Consider the following 16503-nt stretch of genomic DNA (forward strand, 5'->3'; position numbering starts at 1 on the left):
AATGGATGTCATCTTTTATTTCTCTTCTTTTGGATTTATTGTTCTTCCTTCAAACAAGTTTTCTTGTTCAGCGTTCTCTTCTGGATATATGACTTCACCTGTCGCTGGGTCTATTGGAATATTCGGTTCAGTTGCTTCATCTTCAATTACTTCTGCTTCTCTGCGACTATTAGGATCACGTTCTAAATAGCCATTAGTTTCTTTCACGGTTGAACCATCTAAAGAAGCAACTTGTTGAATAATAGATAACGGACCCCATTTGCTTAATAAATTTCTCAATACTGTTTTGGTAGCCATTGCATCGTAATCACTTCTCCATACACCTGATAATGCTGACTTGTCTTTTCCTTTGTTGTGTTTGATTCGGTGTGCTTCTACTTGCGATTTAGTCCAGTACGTTGCTTTTTTATAGCCGTTTAATAGTTCGAAATACCCTAGATATCCTACTGCTTTATCAGATAGTTTCTTTTCAAAATCAAGTTCGTACTCTTCTGTAAGACGGTCCCATTTAATTAACTCACCTTCATAAACAGTGATGACATTTAACTTTTTGTATTGTCCTGAGCGCTGAGCTAATTGGATATAACCTTTATAACCAAGTAACGGCGTTGCTTCTTTAACCCATTGAAATGACCCGTCTGGCATTTTTTTCTTATTGTTAAATGGGACAATGTAGAAAAATCCTAGATTTGGATCTACAGGTAAATCGAATGTAGCTGCAACCATCGCACTGGTCATTACTGTATTTGGATCACATTCCGCAAGAACTTTGCTTGTACCTACCATGTTAAGTAGTGAAGTGGTGAAGCCAGGCGCTTTTTCTCCTAGAACATTATTAAACTTTTGTTTAACTGTTTCATTACCCATTAATCCTTTTAAAGTTAGAGCTTGTGATGGAGTATTATTCCCCTTTTGTTGTAATTGATTTTTCAAAGTACTATTCGTAGCCATTATTTAATCTCCTCTATTTTGAATTTTCTGTAACTATTTGATTTAACATACTCCTCGAAAATTTCTGGTTGTTCTTCTTTTAACTTCTTGCTATCAATTCGATTGGAAGTAATAGCTTTCCATTTGATAATATTTTTAGGAGTAACCGCAATTTCAGCATTCTCTTTACCAAGTTCGTTTTTTATCTGGTTCTCAATCTGAGCAATGTTTTCTTTCACTTCCTCCATGATTACCTTTTGTTTGTTGAGATTATGAATAAGTTCGTCTTCCCTAGAACCTAATTCAATTTGTTTTCCTTGATCAAAAGATGTAAATCTTTCTTTTAAAAAGTTTGTAGTAGCGCTGCTACCATCAATTGGTGGAGCAATATTTTTGATGACATTGTTTTCCCAGAAGTCTATTAACCGTTCTTGCATGATATCAATTAACTCTTGATCCCGTTCAACTCGCTTCCAAATAATTCTTGGCCAAATCAACGCGCACACATAGGCGTAGTCTTTATCAAGCACATCCATGTAATGCTGGATTTGAAAAATGTATTGTTCCGGTATGTTATCCCCTTCCCATTTGTCCGCTAAATATGGGCTTGCTGTTTTGCACTCTAAGATGGCGTTCTCTCCAACAATTTGTCTGTCGACATTAGCACTTAAAAATGGATAGTCTTTATGAAAATACATATGATTGTCAACGCGAACTTTTTTATCTGTTCTAACTTCAAATTCTTTAGCTACAAATGGTTCTAATGCTGTTCCTAGATAAGCTGCATCTGAAGGAGAATCTGTATCTATTTCAATTTGACCAGTTTTATCTAACCAAAGTTGATAAGCAGATTTATATTTGTTGAAACCAAGAATCGTACCAACGTCACTTCCTCCAATAGATGACCTTCTAATTCTTAACCATGTAGCTTTATCCATATTTTTCGTACTAATTTTTTGTAATTTTTTTTCAGATTCTTTTACAGCCACTATTGCATCACCTCTGCTTCACCGAATTGGTTTTCAATATAATTTTCTAAATCATCTTTTAAAACAAGAACCACTTTTCCAGTGTTTTCTGTGACGGTAAATACTTCATCACCTGAATAGATTTCCGACTCCTGCCAATCAAATGCTACAGGCTTATTTTCAGGAGGTTCCAGCATAGATTTTGGTAGTTCACTAAACATATCCATTTACTCACTCCTTATTTGTGCTATAATTTCGGTATAAAATATTTCGTTCAGTCACTGACTTTGCTTGCCGGCGATCAGTGGCTCTTTTTTTGTTCCAAAACGTGTAGAAATTGCTTTTGCATAATTAACTTGCTGCTGAATGTATCGTGCGTTTGGATCACCGCCGCTTGCTAACCAATCGGTAATTCGTTTATCGACATCCGTTAAAACGATTAATGCTATTTCACTAGGTACATTACTTAGTGCTTCCGTAATTTCGGTTGCATAATTACTTTCCATTTTCTTACCTACTTTCAGTCTTTTTCTATTTCTAAATTGCAAGCGACCCTTATATTTTTCATTCCCTTATAAAATGAAACCCAATCGCCTTTATCGTTAATCAACTAATTTTATCAACTTCAAATTCAGAAAATAAATTCATTCTTTCATCCACTTCTTCGATTCCTTTTAGTTGATGAAAAGTAACGTCTACTTTTGCACCTAAACGCATTGCTTCTACAACTGCTTTTTCTTCTGCTGTTAAAGATTTTTCATTTAAAATGTTCATAATCACTCCTCCTATTTGGCTTCAGTCAACATCTTTTCTCCTGTTTCAAATAAAAATTCTAAAGAGTTATTAGCAGCTAACTTCTTGCTAGTGACCAGCTCATTGTCTTTATGAATAGAAACTTTATTGAAATCAGACATCTTAGTAATCCTTGCTTCAAGATTGCCTTCTTCTTTGCTGTAATAATCAACAAAGTTCTTGTTTTTAAACTTCCACGGCATATATTTCACTTCCCTTCAATTTACCCAGAATAGAATTAACAGCGGTAAACAGATAATGATCATTGCTGCAATGAATCCGTAAAATATATAAAAGTCTCTTTTAGCTATTCTTTTTCTTCCAAAGAAGAAAACATTGGATGACCAGATTAAGTTCTTGATTAATTCCTCCATAATTTTAATTGCCTAGTAGTCCGCCAGAACTATCCTTTCAGTTTTTTTATTACCATTCATTCATGATTTCTTGAATCACTCGTTTAGCTTCATCAACTTGATACCAACGTTTACGACTTTTTTTAAGTTCAATTCGTTTCATTCTTGGATCACGTAAGAATTCTTCTTCCACAAAAGCATTTGACATACACATTTTTCTAACTAAAGTCTCAACATCCCACAACCAAAGCTCATTAGTATCTTTTAGAATCAGTTGGACCTGTTCTTTTATTTCCTCCTTGACTAGATTTTCATCAAGTTGAATCATATCTTTACACCTCTATTTCTATTTGTTCATCAACTAAAGCTGTATGACCAAGTGATTCTAATAAGTTATGAATAAAGATTCTGCCTTTCTGTGTCCATTTAGTTTGAGGATAAGCGCCTGTGTCATTTGAATAAGTTTTTGATTTCGTGTAGCCGTTATTCATGTGTTTTTTATACAACAGCCATTGACCACCAACTTTTCTTTGTACTTCGTGATTCCAAAGAATTTTATTCAACTCTTGGCCACTCATTCCGTAGTCTGCAGCTATTTGAGTAATGGTCATTGTATTTTTTGAATTAAGAATTTCATCAAGATAAGTGATTTTTGGTTCGTATTCTGCAATCAACTGTTCTTGAACAGCATTTTTTTCAATTAATAATTGAGTTTGTTGTTGCTCTTCAATCCATTGTTTTGCCCTTGCTATTGGATCAGCAATCATATAAGAGGCTGGAGCTTGTTGAGTTTCCATTTCGTTGAACTTCATAACGTATTTTGCTGTGAATAGAACACCTTTTTTACCGGTTAATTTATTGGCCACCATTTCGCATCCTTGTTTAGTTAATAGAATACATGGTCTAATTTGGTTGTTTGCATCGTAATATGATGACTCTAAGAAGAAATCGCCCAATCCAATTTTGGCTTCGGCTAAATATTCAACATAAGTTCGAATGTCTCTTAATAATTTGCCGTGTTCTTTACCAACCATTTCAGCTGCTTCTCGTGAATCAATTGTCATTTTCGAACTTATTGAGTTTAAATGATTCATATGGTTCCCTTCTTTCTTTATTTATATTTCTTCCTATTTTTTATTTGTAGTGCGATAATCTGTTTAAAGGTGGTGATTGATTTGGATAATTTAACAAATGATGCGAAGTATCTTTTATCTTCTCTATACAAGGAATACGTGTTGAGAAGAAAAAACGATCAGACTAAAGCTCAATCTGTAAAATTCATAGATGTTGAAGAGATTCATAAAAACTACATGTCTGAATGGAAAATTGAAGATGTAGAATATACATGTGCAGAGTTAAAAAAGAATGATTTTATTTCTGGACGGTACTTATCTAATAAACTGCAATATATTACTTTAACTACTTATGCGATTTCCCAATTAGAAGAAACCTTTTCAGATAAAGTAAATAATATTCTTACATTTATGGAGAAAATAAAGAATGCTATCCCTTTTATTTAGCCATAAACAATCCAGTCATCGGCAACTATGTCATCAGCACATGGTTGCCATTTTCCTATTAGTTTTCCATCGCTTGTTTCACCTATAAAGCAGTGAATCGTATTAGTTGGTATTAATAACATAGAATTTGGCAACCAGCTTTCTCTTGTTATTCCACGTCCTTTTGACATTGCTTCTTTTGTTACTTCGACAATATTCATCTTTCTTCCCTCCTCACTTAATTCCCAAAACTTTAACAATGGTTAGTAACATTTCATTTGCTTTAGGACCTGTTTTTTTTCCGTTTAATACATCGTTTAAATATTGATAATTTTCATCTATTAACATTGCTAGGTGATTTTGTGGAATGTTCTTTTCTTTCAAATGAGTTAATATTTTATTTCGCAATGCTTGTGTTTCTGGCATTTCGATTAGCCTCCTTTTTTATTTTTAAATTTATAAGCTAATTTATCAGCTAATCGTTGACCGAAAATAGCTTTTATGCTATTATAAATCCATAGCAAATAAGCCGTCCGAAAGCTTGATTCTTGAACGTTGGGGAACGTAACGGGTATCGTTTTGGTTACTTATTAGCTGATTAACTAGCTTATGAACATAGTATAATAGCTTAAAAGTTATTTGCCAATGATAAAAATAGCTTAAAAGTCATTATTTATTTTTGTGAGCCTATGAAAGGTGAGTATCATGGGAATAGTAGAGAGAATAAAAAAGTTATGCGAAGATCATCACACTAATTTTGCTGAGGTTGAAAGACGTGTCGGAATCTCTAATGGCCAAATAAGAAGATGGAACACTGTTTCTCCTAAATTAGAGAACGTAGAAAAAGTTGCTGATTATTTTGGTGTCACAGTTGATTACTTGAGAGGGAAAGAACCTAAAAAAGATCTTCCAACTGACTTAGACGAAATATTAGATGGCATGATGAGTTTTGATGGAAAACCTATGACTGATAATGATAGAGAATCAATCCGTGCTTATCTTGAAGGAAGATTTAGCAATAAGTAAGGAGAATAATATGAATGATGTTTTTGATATACTTCAAAAAAATAAAATTGAATTGGTTTTGATAAATATTGAGAATGACGGATATTATGATCCGGCATTAAATATTATTTTCATTAATCAATTGTTGAATGAGGAAAAGCAAAAAGAAGTTATTCTTCATGAATTAGGACATGTGATTAATCATAAAGAATTAGCTTCTTTATATAATAATCCTTCTTACCGTACTAAAATGGAATATGAAGCCACAAAATATATGATTACATATTTAATTAATGAATCAGATGGTCAATTTAATTACTCTGACGTATTGCAGAATTACAACTTGGGTTTAGGTTGGGAATGTAAATTTAAATAAAAAAAGGCCCAAAACTGCTGGAACAGTTCAGGCCTGAGTTCTATATCTCTATCTCAAATAAAGTATAACATATTTTATTGGAGGGATTAGAATGAAAAAAATACTTAGTTTGCTTTTATTTACAGTAATCATGGTTGGTTGTTCTTCTCAAGAAAGTATCAGTCGTGATGATTTTGCTGAGACTGCTTCATTTGTATCAAATAACTTCGATACAGAAAACATAGCTCAATCCGGTACTAAAGAAGATTATTTAAAAGATTACGATAAAAAAGAATTAGCTAATGAGGTTACAGTTTATACAAACCAAAGTAACCAAATTGCTTACATTCAATTTAGAGGAATAACTGCTGATAAAGCAGAATTAGTTTTAAAAGAAGTTGGCTTACCTAAAGAAGAAAAAGATGATATAAATTTATTGGTTAGCAAACCAGATGAATTTGAAACAAAGTACGACCAAAGATACTCATCTTATTTATTAAATGACGAGATAGGAATTCATGTGCTAGCTTTTCAAAATGAAATTGCAGACACGATGGGTTTGAATGGGATTTACACAGTGAATGTTTTTTATAATTTAAATTTATACGACGATTTTATGAGTGAATAAATAATTTAAAATTAAAAAAACAAGGAGTGATCATATGTCCAACAAAAAAATAATACCTTTTGACATAACAAAAAAGTATAAAACATATTCAGATTTGTCACCCGAAGATTATAGTGAAGTGGGCGGCATAATTGCTCCGTTTTTTGATTCCATATACTTTGATAAATATGACAATACTATAGGTAAAACTAAATCTGGTAAAGAAATATTAATTCCAAAAAAATAAAAAAAGAACACTCCCTCACCGATCAAAGCTAAGGAGTGTTCAAAACAAAGTCACGCTGTCATACGGTCTTTTGTCGTATTCATATTTTATCACAATGCCTAGTAGTCCGCCAGACTAAAGGGGACAAAATATGAACTATATAAAATCTAAAAAATACCAATTCGTTTTCTCTTACGAATCCAAAAAAGGGAAGAAATGGCTTTACCGATATAGATATTATAACAATTTTAACGAACGAAAAGAAGCCTCAAAACAAGGATTCGACACTGAGAAAGAGGCTTACAAAGCTTTACTAGAAGTTCAAACTAAAGCAGCAAATGGTTCATTTAAAGAATTATCAAGCGATCGATTAAAAGTTAAAGACTGGATGAAGATATGGTACGAAACTTTTGAAGATGATTGGAAAATCAATTCTCAATTACAAAGGATTAATGCTATAGAGAATCATATCAATCCTTTAATTGGTGATTATGTTCTTTCAAACCTTGACTTAGTAACGTATAAAACTAAATTTATTAAGCCGCTTTTAGCAAAATATAAACCTGGTACTGTTGACCTCCTCCACTCTATTTTTATGATAGCAGTAAACGCTGCGGTAAAAAATGAATCTCTAGATCGAAATAGAATGAAAGAAGTTTATATTCCTGAACCAACTAAAAGTGAAAATTATTTAACAGATAAAGAATTAGAACTTTTTATTAAGACTGCTAAAGAAACGGAAAATATTACAAACTATACTCTTGTACTTGTACTTGCTTATTCTGGGATGCGTATTGGTGAAGCTTTAGGATTAACTGAAGATGATCTTGATTTTGAAAAAAATACTATTTCCATCAATCGAACTCGTGATGGAAAAGGAACTAGAACACCTAAAACAAAAAATAGTTACCGCACTATTAAAATGAGTCCAGTTATTATGCAGCAAGTGAAAAAGTATTTACTTTGGGTAAAAACCAATCGATTACAATTTGGTAAGCCTTATAAATCAACTGATTTTCTTTTCTGTAGTTATCAAACTGGGGATCCATTAAGTCCTTCTACTCCACTTTACGTCTTTAGAAGATTATGTTCTAAGTCTGGTTTAAAAAAGTTAAGCCCACATGGATTAAGACATACTCATGCCACTCTTCTTTTGAAAGATAACAACCCGGTCGTAAGTGTTGCTAAGCGACTTGGCAATACACCAGATATGATTAATAACATTTATGGACATGTCATTGAAGAGATGGAAGATGATTTAGTTGATTCCTTTTCTAACTCGTTAAACATTCAAAATTTATAAACTGGGGGGCTTTTGGGGGAGGTTTTAATGAAATACCTTTAAAAGACTGTCAGTGAAAGCTTTTGCGGAACGATTGAGTACTACTCTCGTTAATAACTAATTTATTAAGTACCAAAGAAATGGCTCAAGCCGTTCCTTTGGTACTTTTTTTGTTGTTTTTTTTGGAAAATTAGGCAAATTTCACTAAATAAATAACCGTTTCCAATGGCTAAATACCAAGTTTTATATGAATTTGATGAGAATATAAAAAAAGTCGTTCAAGAATATTTTAATCTCTATAATTTTATGGTAAACTTTATAGATTAATAAATAGCAATTATTCTTTTTATCCAAATATACTTTATTTAAAAAGTCATTTATTCTTATTTCATTTAACTAAAAAGGAGTGTATATTGTGTCTAACCATACAGTAGTTGAAGTCACTGGTCCTGCCGTCAAATTAAAAAGCAACAAGTCTAAAATAGTAATTCATTTTCAAGATGATTTTAATGCTCTTATAAACTATGAATTTATTGTTCGTAAATTTAATGAGAAAAAAGATGATAATAACCACGACAAACGCTGAGACTTAACTCAGCGTTTTTTATTTTCCGGAATCTCTACTGAAAAAATAAATATTTTTAGTCTGAAGTTAAAAGTGGTACACTAATTACTAGGAAATTAAATAGCGTTAGAAAGAAATAGGGAGTGTGTTGTTTATGACAAGCAAAATGAATGTGGAAAGTTTTAACTTAGATCATACAAAAGTTAAAGCACCTTACGTTAGATTAGCCGATAAAAAGATGGGATTAAATGGGGATAAAATTTTAAAATATGATGTCCGTTTCTCACAACCAAATAAAGAACACATGGATATGATGAGTGTTCATTCATTAGAACATTTAACTGCAGAATTGATTCGCAACCATGCAGATTATATTATCGATTTTGGTCCTATGGGATGCCAAACAGGTTTTTATCTAACCGTTATTAATCATGAGAACTATGAGGAAATTTTAGAAGTTTTACAAAAAACAATGGAAGATGTTTTAGTAGCTACTGAAGTTCCGGCAAGTAACGAAACTCAATGTGGATGGGCAGCTCATCATACACTAGAGGGTGCACAACAATTAGCAAAAGATTTCTTAACAAAACGCAATGAATGGCATATTGTCTTTGCTTAATCTAAAAAGGATTCAACACGATAATTATCGTGTTGAATCCTTTTTTTAATCACTGGTTTCTTGTAGTTCATGCACATTGTAAGCCTGTTGATATAATGGTAATAACTGCATAAATGTATCCAGTATATAGTGGTGGGTCGCATCTGGATTTATCAAAAGTGGATCATTGGCCCATAGCTGTCTTCCAATTAAAAATTCTCCCTTTTTAACCGTTTTCCATCGCATCAATCCATTGAGTAATTCGGCTTGATGAATAGGTATCACTTGTTCTTTTGTGTGATCCCAAGAAACAACATAATCATCAGGTAAATCAAATAATAGAGTTGGTTCCTCTATTATTTTCTGAGCCATTTTTTCTTCGTGCAGAGGATTATCAATAAAAGCCAACCAAATAAAAAGATGCGTTCCATATAAGCCTAATTGAAAATGGGGGTATTTTTTGTACCCTCTATTATTCCCACCTATCGCCATCCAAGTATCTTTTGGAGCGTTCTTTGTTCTTCTTATATGTTGGGCAATGTGGACAGGAAGCTTTTCTTTATTTACTTCAACTGCTAATTCCTTAGCTAGTCTCTGTCCTAATAAATGAAACTTTGGTTGAATTTGTTTTCGAATGGCTGCCATTCTAGGTTCTAACCCTTCAATAGTAAACACCGCAAAATCGGCTTTGGTAAACGTGACATTATCCATTCTTTCACTCCTTGAATTCGATTACTGTTTCTATCTTACCAAATAAACAATCAAATTAGATTAAATTTTTAATAAAGACCTTTTTTATTAAATCACCTCTTTAAACTATAAAATCATAATTTTATTTATACTGCTGCTTGTACAGTTTTTTTTCATCAATCTTTTAGCTTTTCTTTGTCAGCTTAATCAAATACAAAATGTTTTATTTCATTGAGGTTCATGCTATACTATTTTTTAACCTAAGAGAACATTGAAAACTTTAATTCGTTAAAGAATGACTATAAAAGGAGGGATTTAAAATGGCTGACAGAGAGACTCAAGACTATTTATCAAAAGGTATATATGGAAATAAAAAAACAAATCCTGATGAAAGGAATAAATATTTTGGCAGTCTTAGAGAACGTGTCTATCTATCTATGACCGTTGAACAACTTATTTCAGAGAACTATATTGATGCTGTAAAACAAGAAATACAGCTTCATCCAAATCAACAATTGCTCTTGAATGGACAAATTGATATGAACAAATTGAGCCCTTATATTAAATTATGTCAAGAATACAATTGTCCTTTTCGGATTGTATCCGATGAAGGATCCCTACGTAGTCCACTTGGGCTAATTTATGTCTCATCGACTGCTGTCAATGAAACTGAAGTGGATGTAGCCATTAAATACCCTTTGATGACTCCTCCAGAAAAAGAAGACAAGAAACCTTCATTTTTTAAAAATTTATTCTCATAATGAATACGACAAAAAAGCTAAATCGTTACCCTTTAGCTTTTTTGTCGTATTCATTACTGTTTATAGATGTGATTGGATTGGAGTGCCATTCATAATAGGCTACCCTGTCTCCTCCAGTAAATAATCCTTCACCTGTTTTTACAAACCCCAATTTTTTTAAAATATGTTGTGATTTTTTATGATATAAATATGTTTTAGCCTTTATATTCTTGATATTCTCAGTTAAAAGCCACTCTAAAAATGCTTGAGCTCCCTCTGTGGCATATCCATTTCCCGCATAAGTTTCTACTATGCTATAACCCAATTCTGCTTCACCCGTCAGTTCAGGATCGCCTTGTGCACTGACTTCTCCAATAATTTTTTGTTCAGATTTTAGGATCACTAAATGGGTCCATTTTTCTTTTATTTTATCTTGTTTTACTGTTTCAAGCACATAAGGCAGATAAAAGAAAAATTCTACACCTGGCCATTCTTGTGCGACACTGTAACCAGATACTTCTTGTAGTTTATCGTCTCCAATTAGTGTAGCTTCAATAAAAGATAATTGATAAGATACGAGTAGTAAACGTTCCGTTTCTAAAATAGTCACTACTAAAAGCCTCTTTCCTACTAATTTTATTTCCCACCCATGACCAATTTTAATATGATTGTATATAATATCTTTATTTTAAAATGTTTACGCTTTTATAGCAAACTTTATTTTTATTTTTTTGGATCTATACTTTTTTATGTGTTGCTCGATGAATCATCTATTCCCCAAAAATTTCTGAAGGATTAAAGTAGCTTGTAGCCATTTTTAGAATTCATCGAGGTTTAGGAACTATTAGTACTTCAGTGACTACAATTTGTTTAAAAACATCCACACCATTTTTATATGTGTATCCACAAGATAATTATTTTTATTTTCTTCCTTCTCGTGATAAACTATTAAAGTGTGTTTAATTTAGAAAAATGAATGTGAGCGAGGCTTTAATATGAAAATTATTGAAACAAGAGATGCGCAGTTAATGGCAACATTGGGATATGTCATGCAAGAAAAACATAAAGAAATGTATCCTAATTTTTTTAAACCATACGATGAAAAAGCAATCTTACACTATTTTCAAGAACAATTTAAAAATCCAAAACAACAAGTATTTCTTTGGATAGATGATCAGCAAGAACCCGAACAAATTGCTGCTTATCTTTGGTTAGAGGAAGAAGCAGTAGCAGAAACGGTTTATCGTTATGGCTACACTCGATTATACTTGCACCATATCTTAATCATGCCTGCTTACCAAGGGAAAGGTCTAAGCAAAGAACTTTTAGCATTTGCTGATAACTTTGCAAAGGAACGTGGCATTTTCCAACTAGAACTGCATTATTGGTCTGATAATGAAAGAGCAAAAAAAGTGTATCAGCAATTGGGCTATGAAGTTTACACTGAAATAGCATACAAACAACTCTAACGTTATTCTCTGCACCCTTACACAAATAAAAAACGAAGAGACAAGGATGCAAACATCCTGATCTCTTCGTTTTTTATATCAAGCTAAATTTTTTAACAACTCTAGTACCATTTCAGCAGATTTTTTACCTGCCTCAATAATAAATTCGTCAAAACTCATTCCCGCTTCTTCATCTGCTACATCTGACATAGCTCTTACAATAACAAAGGGTTTTTCAAATTGATAACAAACTTGTGCAATGGCTGCACCTTCCATTTCAGAAGCCAAAGCATCTGGAAAGTGGTGTTTGATTTGATTCACAATTTTTTTATCTGCAACAAATGAATCACTTGTCAGGATTAAGCCTTGAACCATTTGCAAACCTACTATTTTAGCTGCTTGGCTAGTTTGTTCTACAAGAGAGAGGTCTGCTTTATAGCGAGCTGGCATTTGAGGAACTTGTCCAATAACATAATCAAATACGGTTGCATCGACATCATGATAAGCCATTTCAGTTGAAATTACCACATCTCCTACAGATAATCCGTCTCCTATTCCCCCAGCAGATCCAGTATTGATAATAGCATCCACTTCATGTTTAGATAGCAAGAGTGTTGCTGCAATGGCCGAATTAACTTTTCCAATACCGGATTGTACTAAAATGACTTCAACTTGCTCAATTTCCCCTGATACAAACGAAGCATTCGCTTCTACCCACTCTTGTTTATTGCTCATCCTATTTTTCAATACGGTTACTTCTTCTTGCATAGCACCGATGATTCCAATTTTCATCCTTTAAATTCCTCTCTGAACTAAATAATAAATACAATTGCCAATACAATAACTAGTAATATTGCTACCACTAAAATGATTTTATCCAGCTTGCGTCCTCTGTCACGAACCTTTTCATTTTCATTCTTACGGCTCTTCGTAACGATGCCTTCTTTTTCTAATTGTTTCTGATATTCTCGCTCAACTTTTTCGCGTTCTTTATCTCTTTTCTTTTGTTCTTTTTCTTTTAATTCATTTTCTTTTCTAATTTCTGCTCTAGTTTTTGGATTCATCTAGTACAATCACCTTTCTATTTCGTTGTGGCTAATTTAAGTTTCCACGCAATAAGAGCATATACTGTTTTTGCATCGTAAATCAAGTGTTTCTCATAAGCTTCCCAAGCCTCATCAAACGTTAAGTAAACTAATTCAATAAATTCATCTTCATCTTGAGCAAGTGGATTTTCTACTTTCTTTAGTCCACGAGCAGAATAAACATATATCAATTCATTTGCAAATCCTGGAGAAGTATAAAAAGAAGTTTCCAGTTCAAATAATTCTGCTTGGAACCCTGTTTCTTCTTCTAACTCTCTTTTTCCTGTTTCCAATGGGTCCTCATCTGTTAAATCAATTTTTCCAGCAGGTATCTCTAACAAGACTTGCTCAACGGCTTTTCGGTATTGTTTAACAAAAATCATTTTATTGTCATCTGTGAATGCCATAATAGCTACTGCACCAGGATGTTTAACCAACTCTCTAGTAGCTGTTTCTCCATTAGGCAATTCAATAGTGTCAACTACAAAATCAATCAAATTTCCATTATATATCGTCTCAGAAGACAGTGTTTTCTCTTCAAATATCATTTTATTTCCTCCATAAAAAAATTTTCTTATGCCTTATCATACCTTTCCTTTTCATTTTTTTCAATTAAGTCTACATTCTATGCCTTTCTACAAATAAATTATAGACTGTCTACAAGCTACTCCACTTCATTAGTTGTAGCAAGAAATCATTCTTAGGTCTGATAGGAGATTTAGTCTTATTTATGCTAAAATAAGACTAAGAAAATAAAACTTAAAAACAATTCAAAAAATAAATTATTGGAGTGAAAAATATGAAAAAAAATATCAAAAATTTAGGTGACATTTTCTATTACACCTTGACCAGTTTATCAACTATTCTAATTTTCGTTATTGTCCGCTTTGTATTTAATTTTGACCTATTCTTATCATTGATTATTAGTATGGCTATCGGAGCGTTCTTTATTTATAAGCAATCTGTTAATGAGGATTCTATGTCTTCAAAAAAACTAAATCGTTTATCTCCTGAAAAGGAAGCCTTTTATAAATCTAAAGGAATGTCTAAAGAAGAAATTCAATTTTTTAGAGAAACCATGCATACAGCCAAATTAAAATTATTAAGCTTAGAAAAAAACCTCCACAGTGTATCAAAACTGGAAGCAATTGAAAAGCGCAACAATACGATTCAATTATCTAAATCTTTATTTAAAAGCATTACTGAAGAACCGAATCGTTTACATGAAGTAGATAAATTTTTATATGTCCACCTTCCTTCTTTAACCGATTTAACAGATAAATATCTGGAAATTAGTCAACATGAAGTAAAAAATAAATCAACATTTGATATTCTTGACGAAAGCGCCTCTACAATAGATGAAATGTGTCAATTAATTGCTGAAGATTATGTTCTGTTTAAGTCTGATGATTTTGAAGATATGGCCATAGAGGTTGAGCTTGCAAAGAAAGCAATTGAACGCGATAATGGTCATACACAATCAATAGAATCAGAAGAATTATAATCTTTAAGGAGATGGTAAGATGGATAAAAAAAATGAAGCATTAGAACAATCTTCTACAGTTAAAGAAGTCGACTCTGAATTAGAAAGTTTATTAGCTAATCCTTTCGGAGATGTATCTGAAAATGCACCTGTTTTACAAAAACAAGAACAAATTGAAAAAGAAATGGTCCAGACAGAACAAGTGCCACGTTTAATTGACAGTTTACCAAAAGAACGTCAAGAACAAGCTCGCTCATTAGCAGAACAAATTGATGTTACGAATGCTCAATCTGTTATGATGTATGGTTCAGCAGCTCAACAAAAACTTGGAGAGTTTTCTCATTCCATGTTAAACCATGTTCAAAACCAAGATACTGGTGAAATTGGCGATACCTTAAATGATTTAATGTATCGTTTGAATGAAGCTAACCCAGAAGACTTGCGTGCTGAAGACAGTAATATGTTTAAAAAAATATTTGGACGTGTAAAAAAATCAATTTATGAAATGACTGCAAAATATCAAAAAATCGGTGCACAAATAGATAAAATTTCTGTGAAATTAGATAAAGAAAAAGCCGGTTTACTAAACGATAATTTAATGTTAGAACAGCTTTACACTAAGAACAAAGATTATTTTGATGCTTTAAATATTTACATTGCCGCTGGAGAAATAAAAATTGACGACTTGCTTAATAATCTTATTCCAGAGGCTGTAAAAAAAGCAGAAACGAGTACAAATCAAATGGATGTACAAACGGTCAATGATCTAAATCAATTTTTAGACCGTTTAGAAAAAAGAACCCATGATTTGAAACTTGCGCGTCAAATGACTATTCAACAAGCCCCACAGATTCGCTTGATTCAAAATACGAACCAAGCTTTAGCTGAAAAGATTCAATCTTCTATCAATATGGCAATCCCTCTTTGGAAAAACCAAATTGCGATTGCTCTTACGTTACTTCGTCAAAAAGATGCTGTTACAGCTCAACGACAAGTATCCGAAACAACGAATGATTTAATGAAGAAAAATTCTGAGATGTTAAAAATCTCTTCTATTGAAACAGCCAAAGAAAACGAACGTGGCATCATCGATATTGAAACTTTGCAAAAAACTCAAAATGATTTAATTGAAACTTTACAAGAAACGTTACAAATTCAACAAGATGGAAGAATCAAACGCAAAGAAGCAGAACGAGAATTATCCGTTATGGAAACTTCTTTACGTGATAAGTTATTAGAACTGACAACTGACGAAAAATAACTAATTGCATTAAGATAGTCAATTGATAGCCTTCGATTGATTATCTTAATGCTTTTTTTGTACAACAAATACTACGAAGAGCATATCATTTGATATGTGAACAAAAGGTGACTATACTAATAAGAGTAATAAAGAATAACATTTTTTGAAGGAGGAAAAGAACATGGGATTTATTTGGTCATTAATTGTAGGTGGAATTTTAGGAGCTATCGCAGGTATGATAGTTGGTAAAGATGTACCAGGCGGAATTATCGGAAACATTATTGTTGGTTTTATCGGATCATGGATCGGTAGTTCGTTATTAAGCGACTTCGGACCAATCATTGGCGGTTTCGCGATTATTCCAGCACTAATTGGAGCTATTATTTTAATTTTTATCTTCTCACTTATTGTTGGAAGACGCAAAGGTTAAGAATAATCATTAAAAAGCAGTCCAAGAAAGAAATTTCTTGGACTGCTTTTTTTTTGTTCAATATTTGAGCATAGCGGACCTAATTAGCGTGAAATAACTCTGTTTTAAGCATGTTTATAGAGAAAGACATATAAGTTATCCTATTATAGATTTGACGACCTTAAAACGTGCAAAATTTGATAAATAGGTTCCTGATAATATTTT

28 protein-coding genes are annotated in these 16503 nt (G+C 32.4%); 13 read left to right on the forward strand and 15 right to left on the reverse strand.

Going from position 1 to position 16503, the window contains the following annotated elements; all coding sequences use genetic code 11:
- Positions 1 to 15 precede the first annotated feature (15 nt).
- The 8 genes from ACKI3H_RS11320 to ACKI3H_RS11355 form a co-directional block, all read right to left on the reverse strand.
- Complete coding sequence (locus ACKI3H_RS11320) at positions 16 to 951, reverse strand: recombinase RecT (RefSeq protein ID WP_407372353.1); 936 nt, start codon at positions 949 to 951, stop codon at positions 16 to 18.
- Entirely contained in the window at positions 951 to 1868 is a 918-nt protein-coding gene (locus tag ACKI3H_RS11325) for a YqaJ viral recombinase family protein (protein WP_407372502.1), read from the reverse strand. Before ACKI3H_RS11325 ends, ACKI3H_RS11320 begins: the two co-directional genes overlap by 1 nt.
- A gap of 50 nt (positions 1869 to 1918) precedes the next feature.
- Positions 1919 to 2125, reverse strand: a complete 207-nt coding sequence (locus ACKI3H_RS11330) for a hypothetical protein (protein WP_407372354.1) — start codon at positions 2123 to 2125, stop codon at positions 1919 to 1921.
- 51 nt (positions 2126 to 2176) lie between these two features.
- Entirely contained in the window at positions 2177 to 2404 is a 228-nt protein-coding gene (locus ACKI3H_RS11335; RefSeq protein ID WP_407372355.1) for a DUF6877 family protein, read from the reverse strand.
- A gap of 100 nt (positions 2405 to 2504) precedes the next feature.
- Entirely contained in the window at positions 2505 to 2672 is a 168-nt protein-coding gene (locus ACKI3H_RS11340; RefSeq protein WP_407372356.1) for a hypothetical protein, read from the reverse strand.
- 11 nt (positions 2673 to 2683) lie between these two features.
- Positions 2684 to 2893, reverse strand: a complete 210-nt coding sequence (locus tag ACKI3H_RS11345; protein ID WP_407372357.1) for a hypothetical protein — start codon at positions 2891 to 2893, stop codon at positions 2684 to 2686.
- Between the two features lie 220 nt (positions 2894 to 3113).
- Entirely contained in the window at positions 3114 to 3371 is a 258-nt protein-coding gene (locus tag ACKI3H_RS11350; protein ID WP_407372358.1) for a hypothetical protein, read from the reverse strand.
- Between the two features lie 4 nt (positions 3372 to 3375).
- Positions 3376 to 4137, reverse strand: a complete 762-nt coding sequence (locus tag ACKI3H_RS11355) for a phage antirepressor KilAC domain-containing protein (RefSeq protein WP_407372359.1) — start codon at positions 4135 to 4137, stop codon at positions 3376 to 3378.
- 72 nt (positions 4138 to 4209) lie between these two features.
- Between ACKI3H_RS11355 and ACKI3H_RS11360 the strand changes: the two genes are divergently transcribed.
- Entirely contained in the window at positions 4210 to 4563 is a 354-nt protein-coding gene (locus ACKI3H_RS11360; protein WP_407372360.1) for a hypothetical protein, read from the forward strand.
- Here ACKI3H_RS11360 and ACKI3H_RS11365 read toward each other — a convergent pair.
- Together ACKI3H_RS11365 and ACKI3H_RS11370 are read right to left on the reverse strand one after the other, a co-directional pair.
- Positions 4560 to 4763: an MW1434 family type I TA system toxin gene (locus ACKI3H_RS11365; RefSeq protein WP_407372361.1), complete on the reverse strand. Its 204-nt coding sequence runs from the start codon at positions 4761 to 4763 to the stop codon at positions 4560 to 4562. The genes ACKI3H_RS11360 and ACKI3H_RS11365 overlap by 4 nt on opposite strands.
- Positions 4764 to 4776: 13 nt before the next feature.
- Entirely contained in the window at positions 4777 to 4968 is a 192-nt protein-coding gene (locus ACKI3H_RS11370; protein WP_407372362.1) for a helix-turn-helix domain-containing protein, read from the reverse strand.
- Positions 4969 to 5247: 279 nt separating this feature from the next.
- On the opposite strand from ACKI3H_RS11370, the gene ACKI3H_RS11375 reads away from it, so the two are divergent.
- The 7 genes from ACKI3H_RS11375 to ACKI3H_RS11405 all read left to right on the forward strand — a co-directional run bounded on the left by ACKI3H_RS11375 (position 5248) and on the right by ACKI3H_RS11405 (position 9201).
- Positions 5248 to 5568: a helix-turn-helix domain-containing protein gene (locus tag ACKI3H_RS11375; RefSeq protein WP_407372363.1), complete on the forward strand. Its 321-nt coding sequence runs from the start codon at positions 5248 to 5250 to the stop codon at positions 5566 to 5568.
- A complete protein-coding gene (locus ACKI3H_RS11380; protein WP_407372364.1) occupies positions 5534 to 5923 on the forward strand; it encodes an ImmA/IrrE family metallo-endopeptidase in 390 nt (129 codons plus the stop codon). The genes ACKI3H_RS11375 and ACKI3H_RS11380 overlap by 35 nt, the downstream gene beginning before the upstream one ends.
- Positions 5924 to 6014: 91 nt before the next feature.
- Positions 6015 to 6530, forward strand: coding sequence for a hypothetical protein (locus ACKI3H_RS11385; protein ID WP_407372365.1), 516 nt, complete (start codon positions 6015 to 6017; stop codon positions 6528 to 6530).
- Positions 6531 to 6564: 34 nt separating this feature from the next.
- The gene (locus tag ACKI3H_RS11390; protein WP_407372366.1) at positions 6565 to 6756 is read left to right on the forward strand and encodes a hypothetical protein; all 192 of its coding nucleotides are present in this window, start codon (positions 6565 to 6567) and stop codon (positions 6754 to 6756) included.
- Between the two features lie 130 nt (positions 6757 to 6886).
- On the forward strand, positions 6887 to 8038 hold the full coding sequence (locus ACKI3H_RS11395) for a tyrosine-type recombinase/integrase (protein WP_407372367.1): 1152 nt from the start codon (positions 6887 to 6889) through the stop codon (positions 8036 to 8038).
- Positions 8039 to 8432: 394 nt separating this feature from the next.
- Entirely contained in the window at positions 8433 to 8603 is a 171-nt protein-coding gene (locus ACKI3H_RS11400) for a hypothetical protein (RefSeq protein ID WP_407372368.1), read from the forward strand.
- Between the two features lie 133 nt (positions 8604 to 8736).
- The gene (locus ACKI3H_RS11405; protein ID WP_407372369.1) at positions 8737 to 9201 is read left to right on the forward strand and encodes an S-ribosylhomocysteine lyase; all 465 of its coding nucleotides are present in this window, start codon (positions 8737 to 8739) and stop codon (positions 9199 to 9201) included.
- A 45-nt stretch (positions 9202 to 9246) separates the two neighbouring features.
- Here ACKI3H_RS11405 and ACKI3H_RS11410 read toward each other — a convergent pair whose 3' ends face one another.
- Positions 9247 to 9891 (reverse strand): DUF1054 family protein, encoded by a 645-nt coding sequence (locus ACKI3H_RS11410; protein ID WP_407372370.1) that lies wholly within the window; start codon positions 9889 to 9891, stop codon positions 9247 to 9249.
- Between the two features lie 299 nt (positions 9892 to 10190).
- On the opposite strand from ACKI3H_RS11410, the gene ACKI3H_RS11415 reads away from it, so the two are divergent.
- A complete protein-coding gene (locus tag ACKI3H_RS11415) occupies positions 10191 to 10631 on the forward strand; it encodes a YueI family protein (RefSeq protein ID WP_407372371.1) in 441 nt (146 codons plus the stop codon).
- A gap of 25 nt (positions 10632 to 10656) precedes the next feature.
- Here ACKI3H_RS11415 and ACKI3H_RS11420 read toward each other — a convergent pair whose 3' ends face one another.
- The gene (locus tag ACKI3H_RS11420; protein ID WP_407372372.1) at positions 10657 to 11220 is read right to left on the reverse strand and encodes a GNAT family N-acetyltransferase; all 564 of its coding nucleotides are present in this window, start codon (positions 11218 to 11220) and stop codon (positions 10657 to 10659) included.
- A 385-nt stretch (positions 11221 to 11605) separates the two neighbouring features.
- On the opposite strand from ACKI3H_RS11420, the gene ACKI3H_RS11425 reads away from it, so the two are divergent.
- Complete coding sequence (locus ACKI3H_RS11425) at positions 11606 to 12079, forward strand: GNAT family N-acetyltransferase (RefSeq protein ID WP_407372373.1); 474 nt, start codon at positions 11606 to 11608, stop codon at positions 12077 to 12079.
- A gap of 78 nt (positions 12080 to 12157) precedes the next feature.
- Here the strand turns inward: ACKI3H_RS11425 and ACKI3H_RS11430 are convergent, their stop codons facing one another.
- Genes ACKI3H_RS11430 through ACKI3H_RS11440 form a run of 3 tightly spaced genes read right to left on the reverse strand, consistent with a single transcriptional unit; the run spans position 12158 to position 13691 of the window.
- Positions 12158 to 12850, reverse strand: a complete 693-nt coding sequence (locus ACKI3H_RS11430; protein ID WP_407372374.1) for a 5'-methylthioadenosine/adenosylhomocysteine nucleosidase — start codon at positions 12848 to 12850, stop codon at positions 12158 to 12160.
- Positions 12851 to 12870: 20 nt separating this feature from the next.
- Positions 12871 to 13122: a cell wall synthase accessory phosphoprotein MacP gene (gene macP, locus ACKI3H_RS11435; RefSeq protein WP_407372375.1), complete on the reverse strand. Its 252-nt coding sequence runs from the start codon at positions 13120 to 13122 to the stop codon at positions 12871 to 12873.
- 17 nt (positions 13123 to 13139) lie between these two features.
- On the reverse strand, positions 13140 to 13691 hold the full coding sequence (locus ACKI3H_RS11440; protein ID WP_407372376.1) for an NUDIX domain-containing protein: 552 nt from the start codon (positions 13689 to 13691) through the stop codon (positions 13140 to 13142).
- A 251-nt stretch (positions 13692 to 13942) separates the two neighbouring features.
- On the opposite strand from ACKI3H_RS11440, the gene ACKI3H_RS11445 reads away from it, so the two are divergent.
- The 3 genes from ACKI3H_RS11445 to ACKI3H_RS11455 all read left to right on the forward strand — a co-directional run bounded on the left by ACKI3H_RS11445 (position 13943) and on the right by ACKI3H_RS11455 (position 16299).
- Positions 13943 to 14647, forward strand: a complete 705-nt coding sequence (locus ACKI3H_RS11445; RefSeq protein ID WP_407372377.1) for a 5-bromo-4-chloroindolyl phosphate hydrolysis family protein — start codon at positions 13943 to 13945, stop codon at positions 14645 to 14647.
- 19 nt (positions 14648 to 14666) lie between these two features.
- Positions 14667 to 15887: a toxic anion resistance protein gene (locus tag ACKI3H_RS11450; RefSeq protein WP_407372378.1), complete on the forward strand. Its 1221-nt coding sequence runs from the start codon at positions 14667 to 14669 to the stop codon at positions 15885 to 15887.
- A gap of 163 nt (positions 15888 to 16050) precedes the next feature.
- Positions 16051 to 16299, forward strand: coding sequence for a GlsB/YeaQ/YmgE family stress response membrane protein (locus ACKI3H_RS11455; protein ID WP_007724863.1), 249 nt, complete (start codon positions 16051 to 16053; stop codon positions 16297 to 16299).
- Positions 16300 to 16503: the final 204 nt, after the last annotated feature.

The sequence above is a fragment of the Carnobacterium sp. genome (assembly GCF_045617425.1).
Lineage (GTDB): Bacteria > Bacillota > Bacilli > Lactobacillales > Carnobacteriaceae > Carnobacterium_B.

Coding starts and splice junctions, on each gene's coding strand:
- ACKI3H_RS11340 (WP_407372356.1), bottom strand. CDS start 2,672: ATGAACATTTTAAATGAAAAATCTTTAACAGCAGAAGAAAAAGCAGTT.
- ACKI3H_RS11425 (WP_407372373.1), top strand. CDS start 11,606: ATGAAAATTATTGAAACAAGAGATGCGCAGTTAATGGCAACATTGGGA.
- ACKI3H_RS11330 (WP_407372354.1), bottom strand. CDS start 2,125: ATGGATATGTTTAGTGAACTACCAAAATCTATGCTGGAACCTCCTGAA.
- ACKI3H_RS11440 (WP_407372376.1), bottom strand. CDS start 13,691: ATGATATTTGAAGAGAAAACACTGTCTTCTGAGACGATATATAATGGA.
- ACKI3H_RS11385 (WP_407372365.1), top strand. CDS start 6,015: ATGAAAAAAATACTTAGTTTGCTTTTATTTACAGTAATCATGGTTGGT.
- ACKI3H_RS11450 (WP_407372378.1), top strand. CDS start 14,667: ATGGATAAAAAAAATGAAGCATTAGAACAATCTTCTACAGTTAAAGAA.
- ACKI3H_RS11430 (WP_407372374.1), bottom strand. CDS start 12,850: ATGAAAATTGGAATCATCGGTGCTATGCAAGAAGAAGTAACCGTATTG.
- ACKI3H_RS11325 (WP_407372502.1), bottom strand. CDS start 1,868: ATGGATAAAGCTACATGGTTAAGAATTAGAAGGTCATCTATTGGAGGA.
- ACKI3H_RS11365 (WP_407372361.1), bottom strand. CDS start 4,763: ATGAATATTGTCGAAGTAACAAAAGAAGCAATGTCAAAAGGACGTGGA.
- ACKI3H_RS11335 (WP_407372355.1), bottom strand. CDS start 2,404: ATGGAAAGTAATTATGCAACCGAAATTACGGAAGCACTAAGTAATGTA.
- ACKI3H_RS11370 (WP_407372362.1), bottom strand. CDS start 4,968: ATGCCAGAAACACAAGCATTGCGAAATAAAATATTAACTCATTTGAAA.
- ACKI3H_RS11455 (WP_007724863.1), top strand. CDS start 16,051: ATGGGATTTATTTGGTCATTAATTGTAGGTGGAATTTTAGGAGCTATC.
- ACKI3H_RS11405 (WP_407372369.1), top strand. CDS start 8,737: ATGACAAGCAAAATGAATGTGGAAAGTTTTAACTTAGATCATACAAAA.
- ACKI3H_RS11375 (WP_407372363.1), top strand. CDS start 5,248: ATGGGAATAGTAGAGAGAATAAAAAAGTTATGCGAAGATCATCACACT.
- ACKI3H_RS11395 (WP_407372367.1), top strand. CDS start 6,887: ATGAACTATATAAAATCTAAAAAATACCAATTCGTTTTCTCTTACGAA.
- macP (WP_407372375.1), bottom strand. CDS start 13,122: ATGAATCCAAAAACTAGAGCAGAAATTAGAAAAGAAAATGAATTAAAA.
- ACKI3H_RS11390 (WP_407372366.1), top strand. CDS start 6,565: ATGTCCAACAAAAAAATAATACCTTTTGACATAACAAAAAAGTATAAA.
- ACKI3H_RS11350 (WP_407372358.1), bottom strand. CDS start 3,371: ATGATTCAACTTGATGAAAATCTAGTCAAGGAGGAAATAAAAGAACAG.
- ACKI3H_RS11320 (WP_407372353.1), bottom strand. CDS start 951: ATGGCTACGAATAGTACTTTGAAAAATCAATTACAACAAAAGGGGAAT.
- ACKI3H_RS11355 (WP_407372359.1), bottom strand. CDS start 4,137: ATGAATCATTTAAACTCAATAAGTTCGAAAATGACAATTGATTCACGA.
- ACKI3H_RS11345 (WP_407372357.1), bottom strand. CDS start 2,893: ATGCCGTGGAAGTTTAAAAACAAGAACTTTGTTGATTATTACAGCAAA.
- ACKI3H_RS11410 (WP_407372370.1), bottom strand. CDS start 9,891: ATGGATAATGTCACGTTTACCAAAGCCGATTTTGCGGTGTTTACTATT.
- ACKI3H_RS11415 (WP_407372371.1), top strand. CDS start 10,191: ATGGCTGACAGAGAGACTCAAGACTATTTATCAAAAGGTATATATGGA.
- ACKI3H_RS11445 (WP_407372377.1), top strand. CDS start 13,943: ATGAAAAAAAATATCAAAAATTTAGGTGACATTTTCTATTACACCTTG.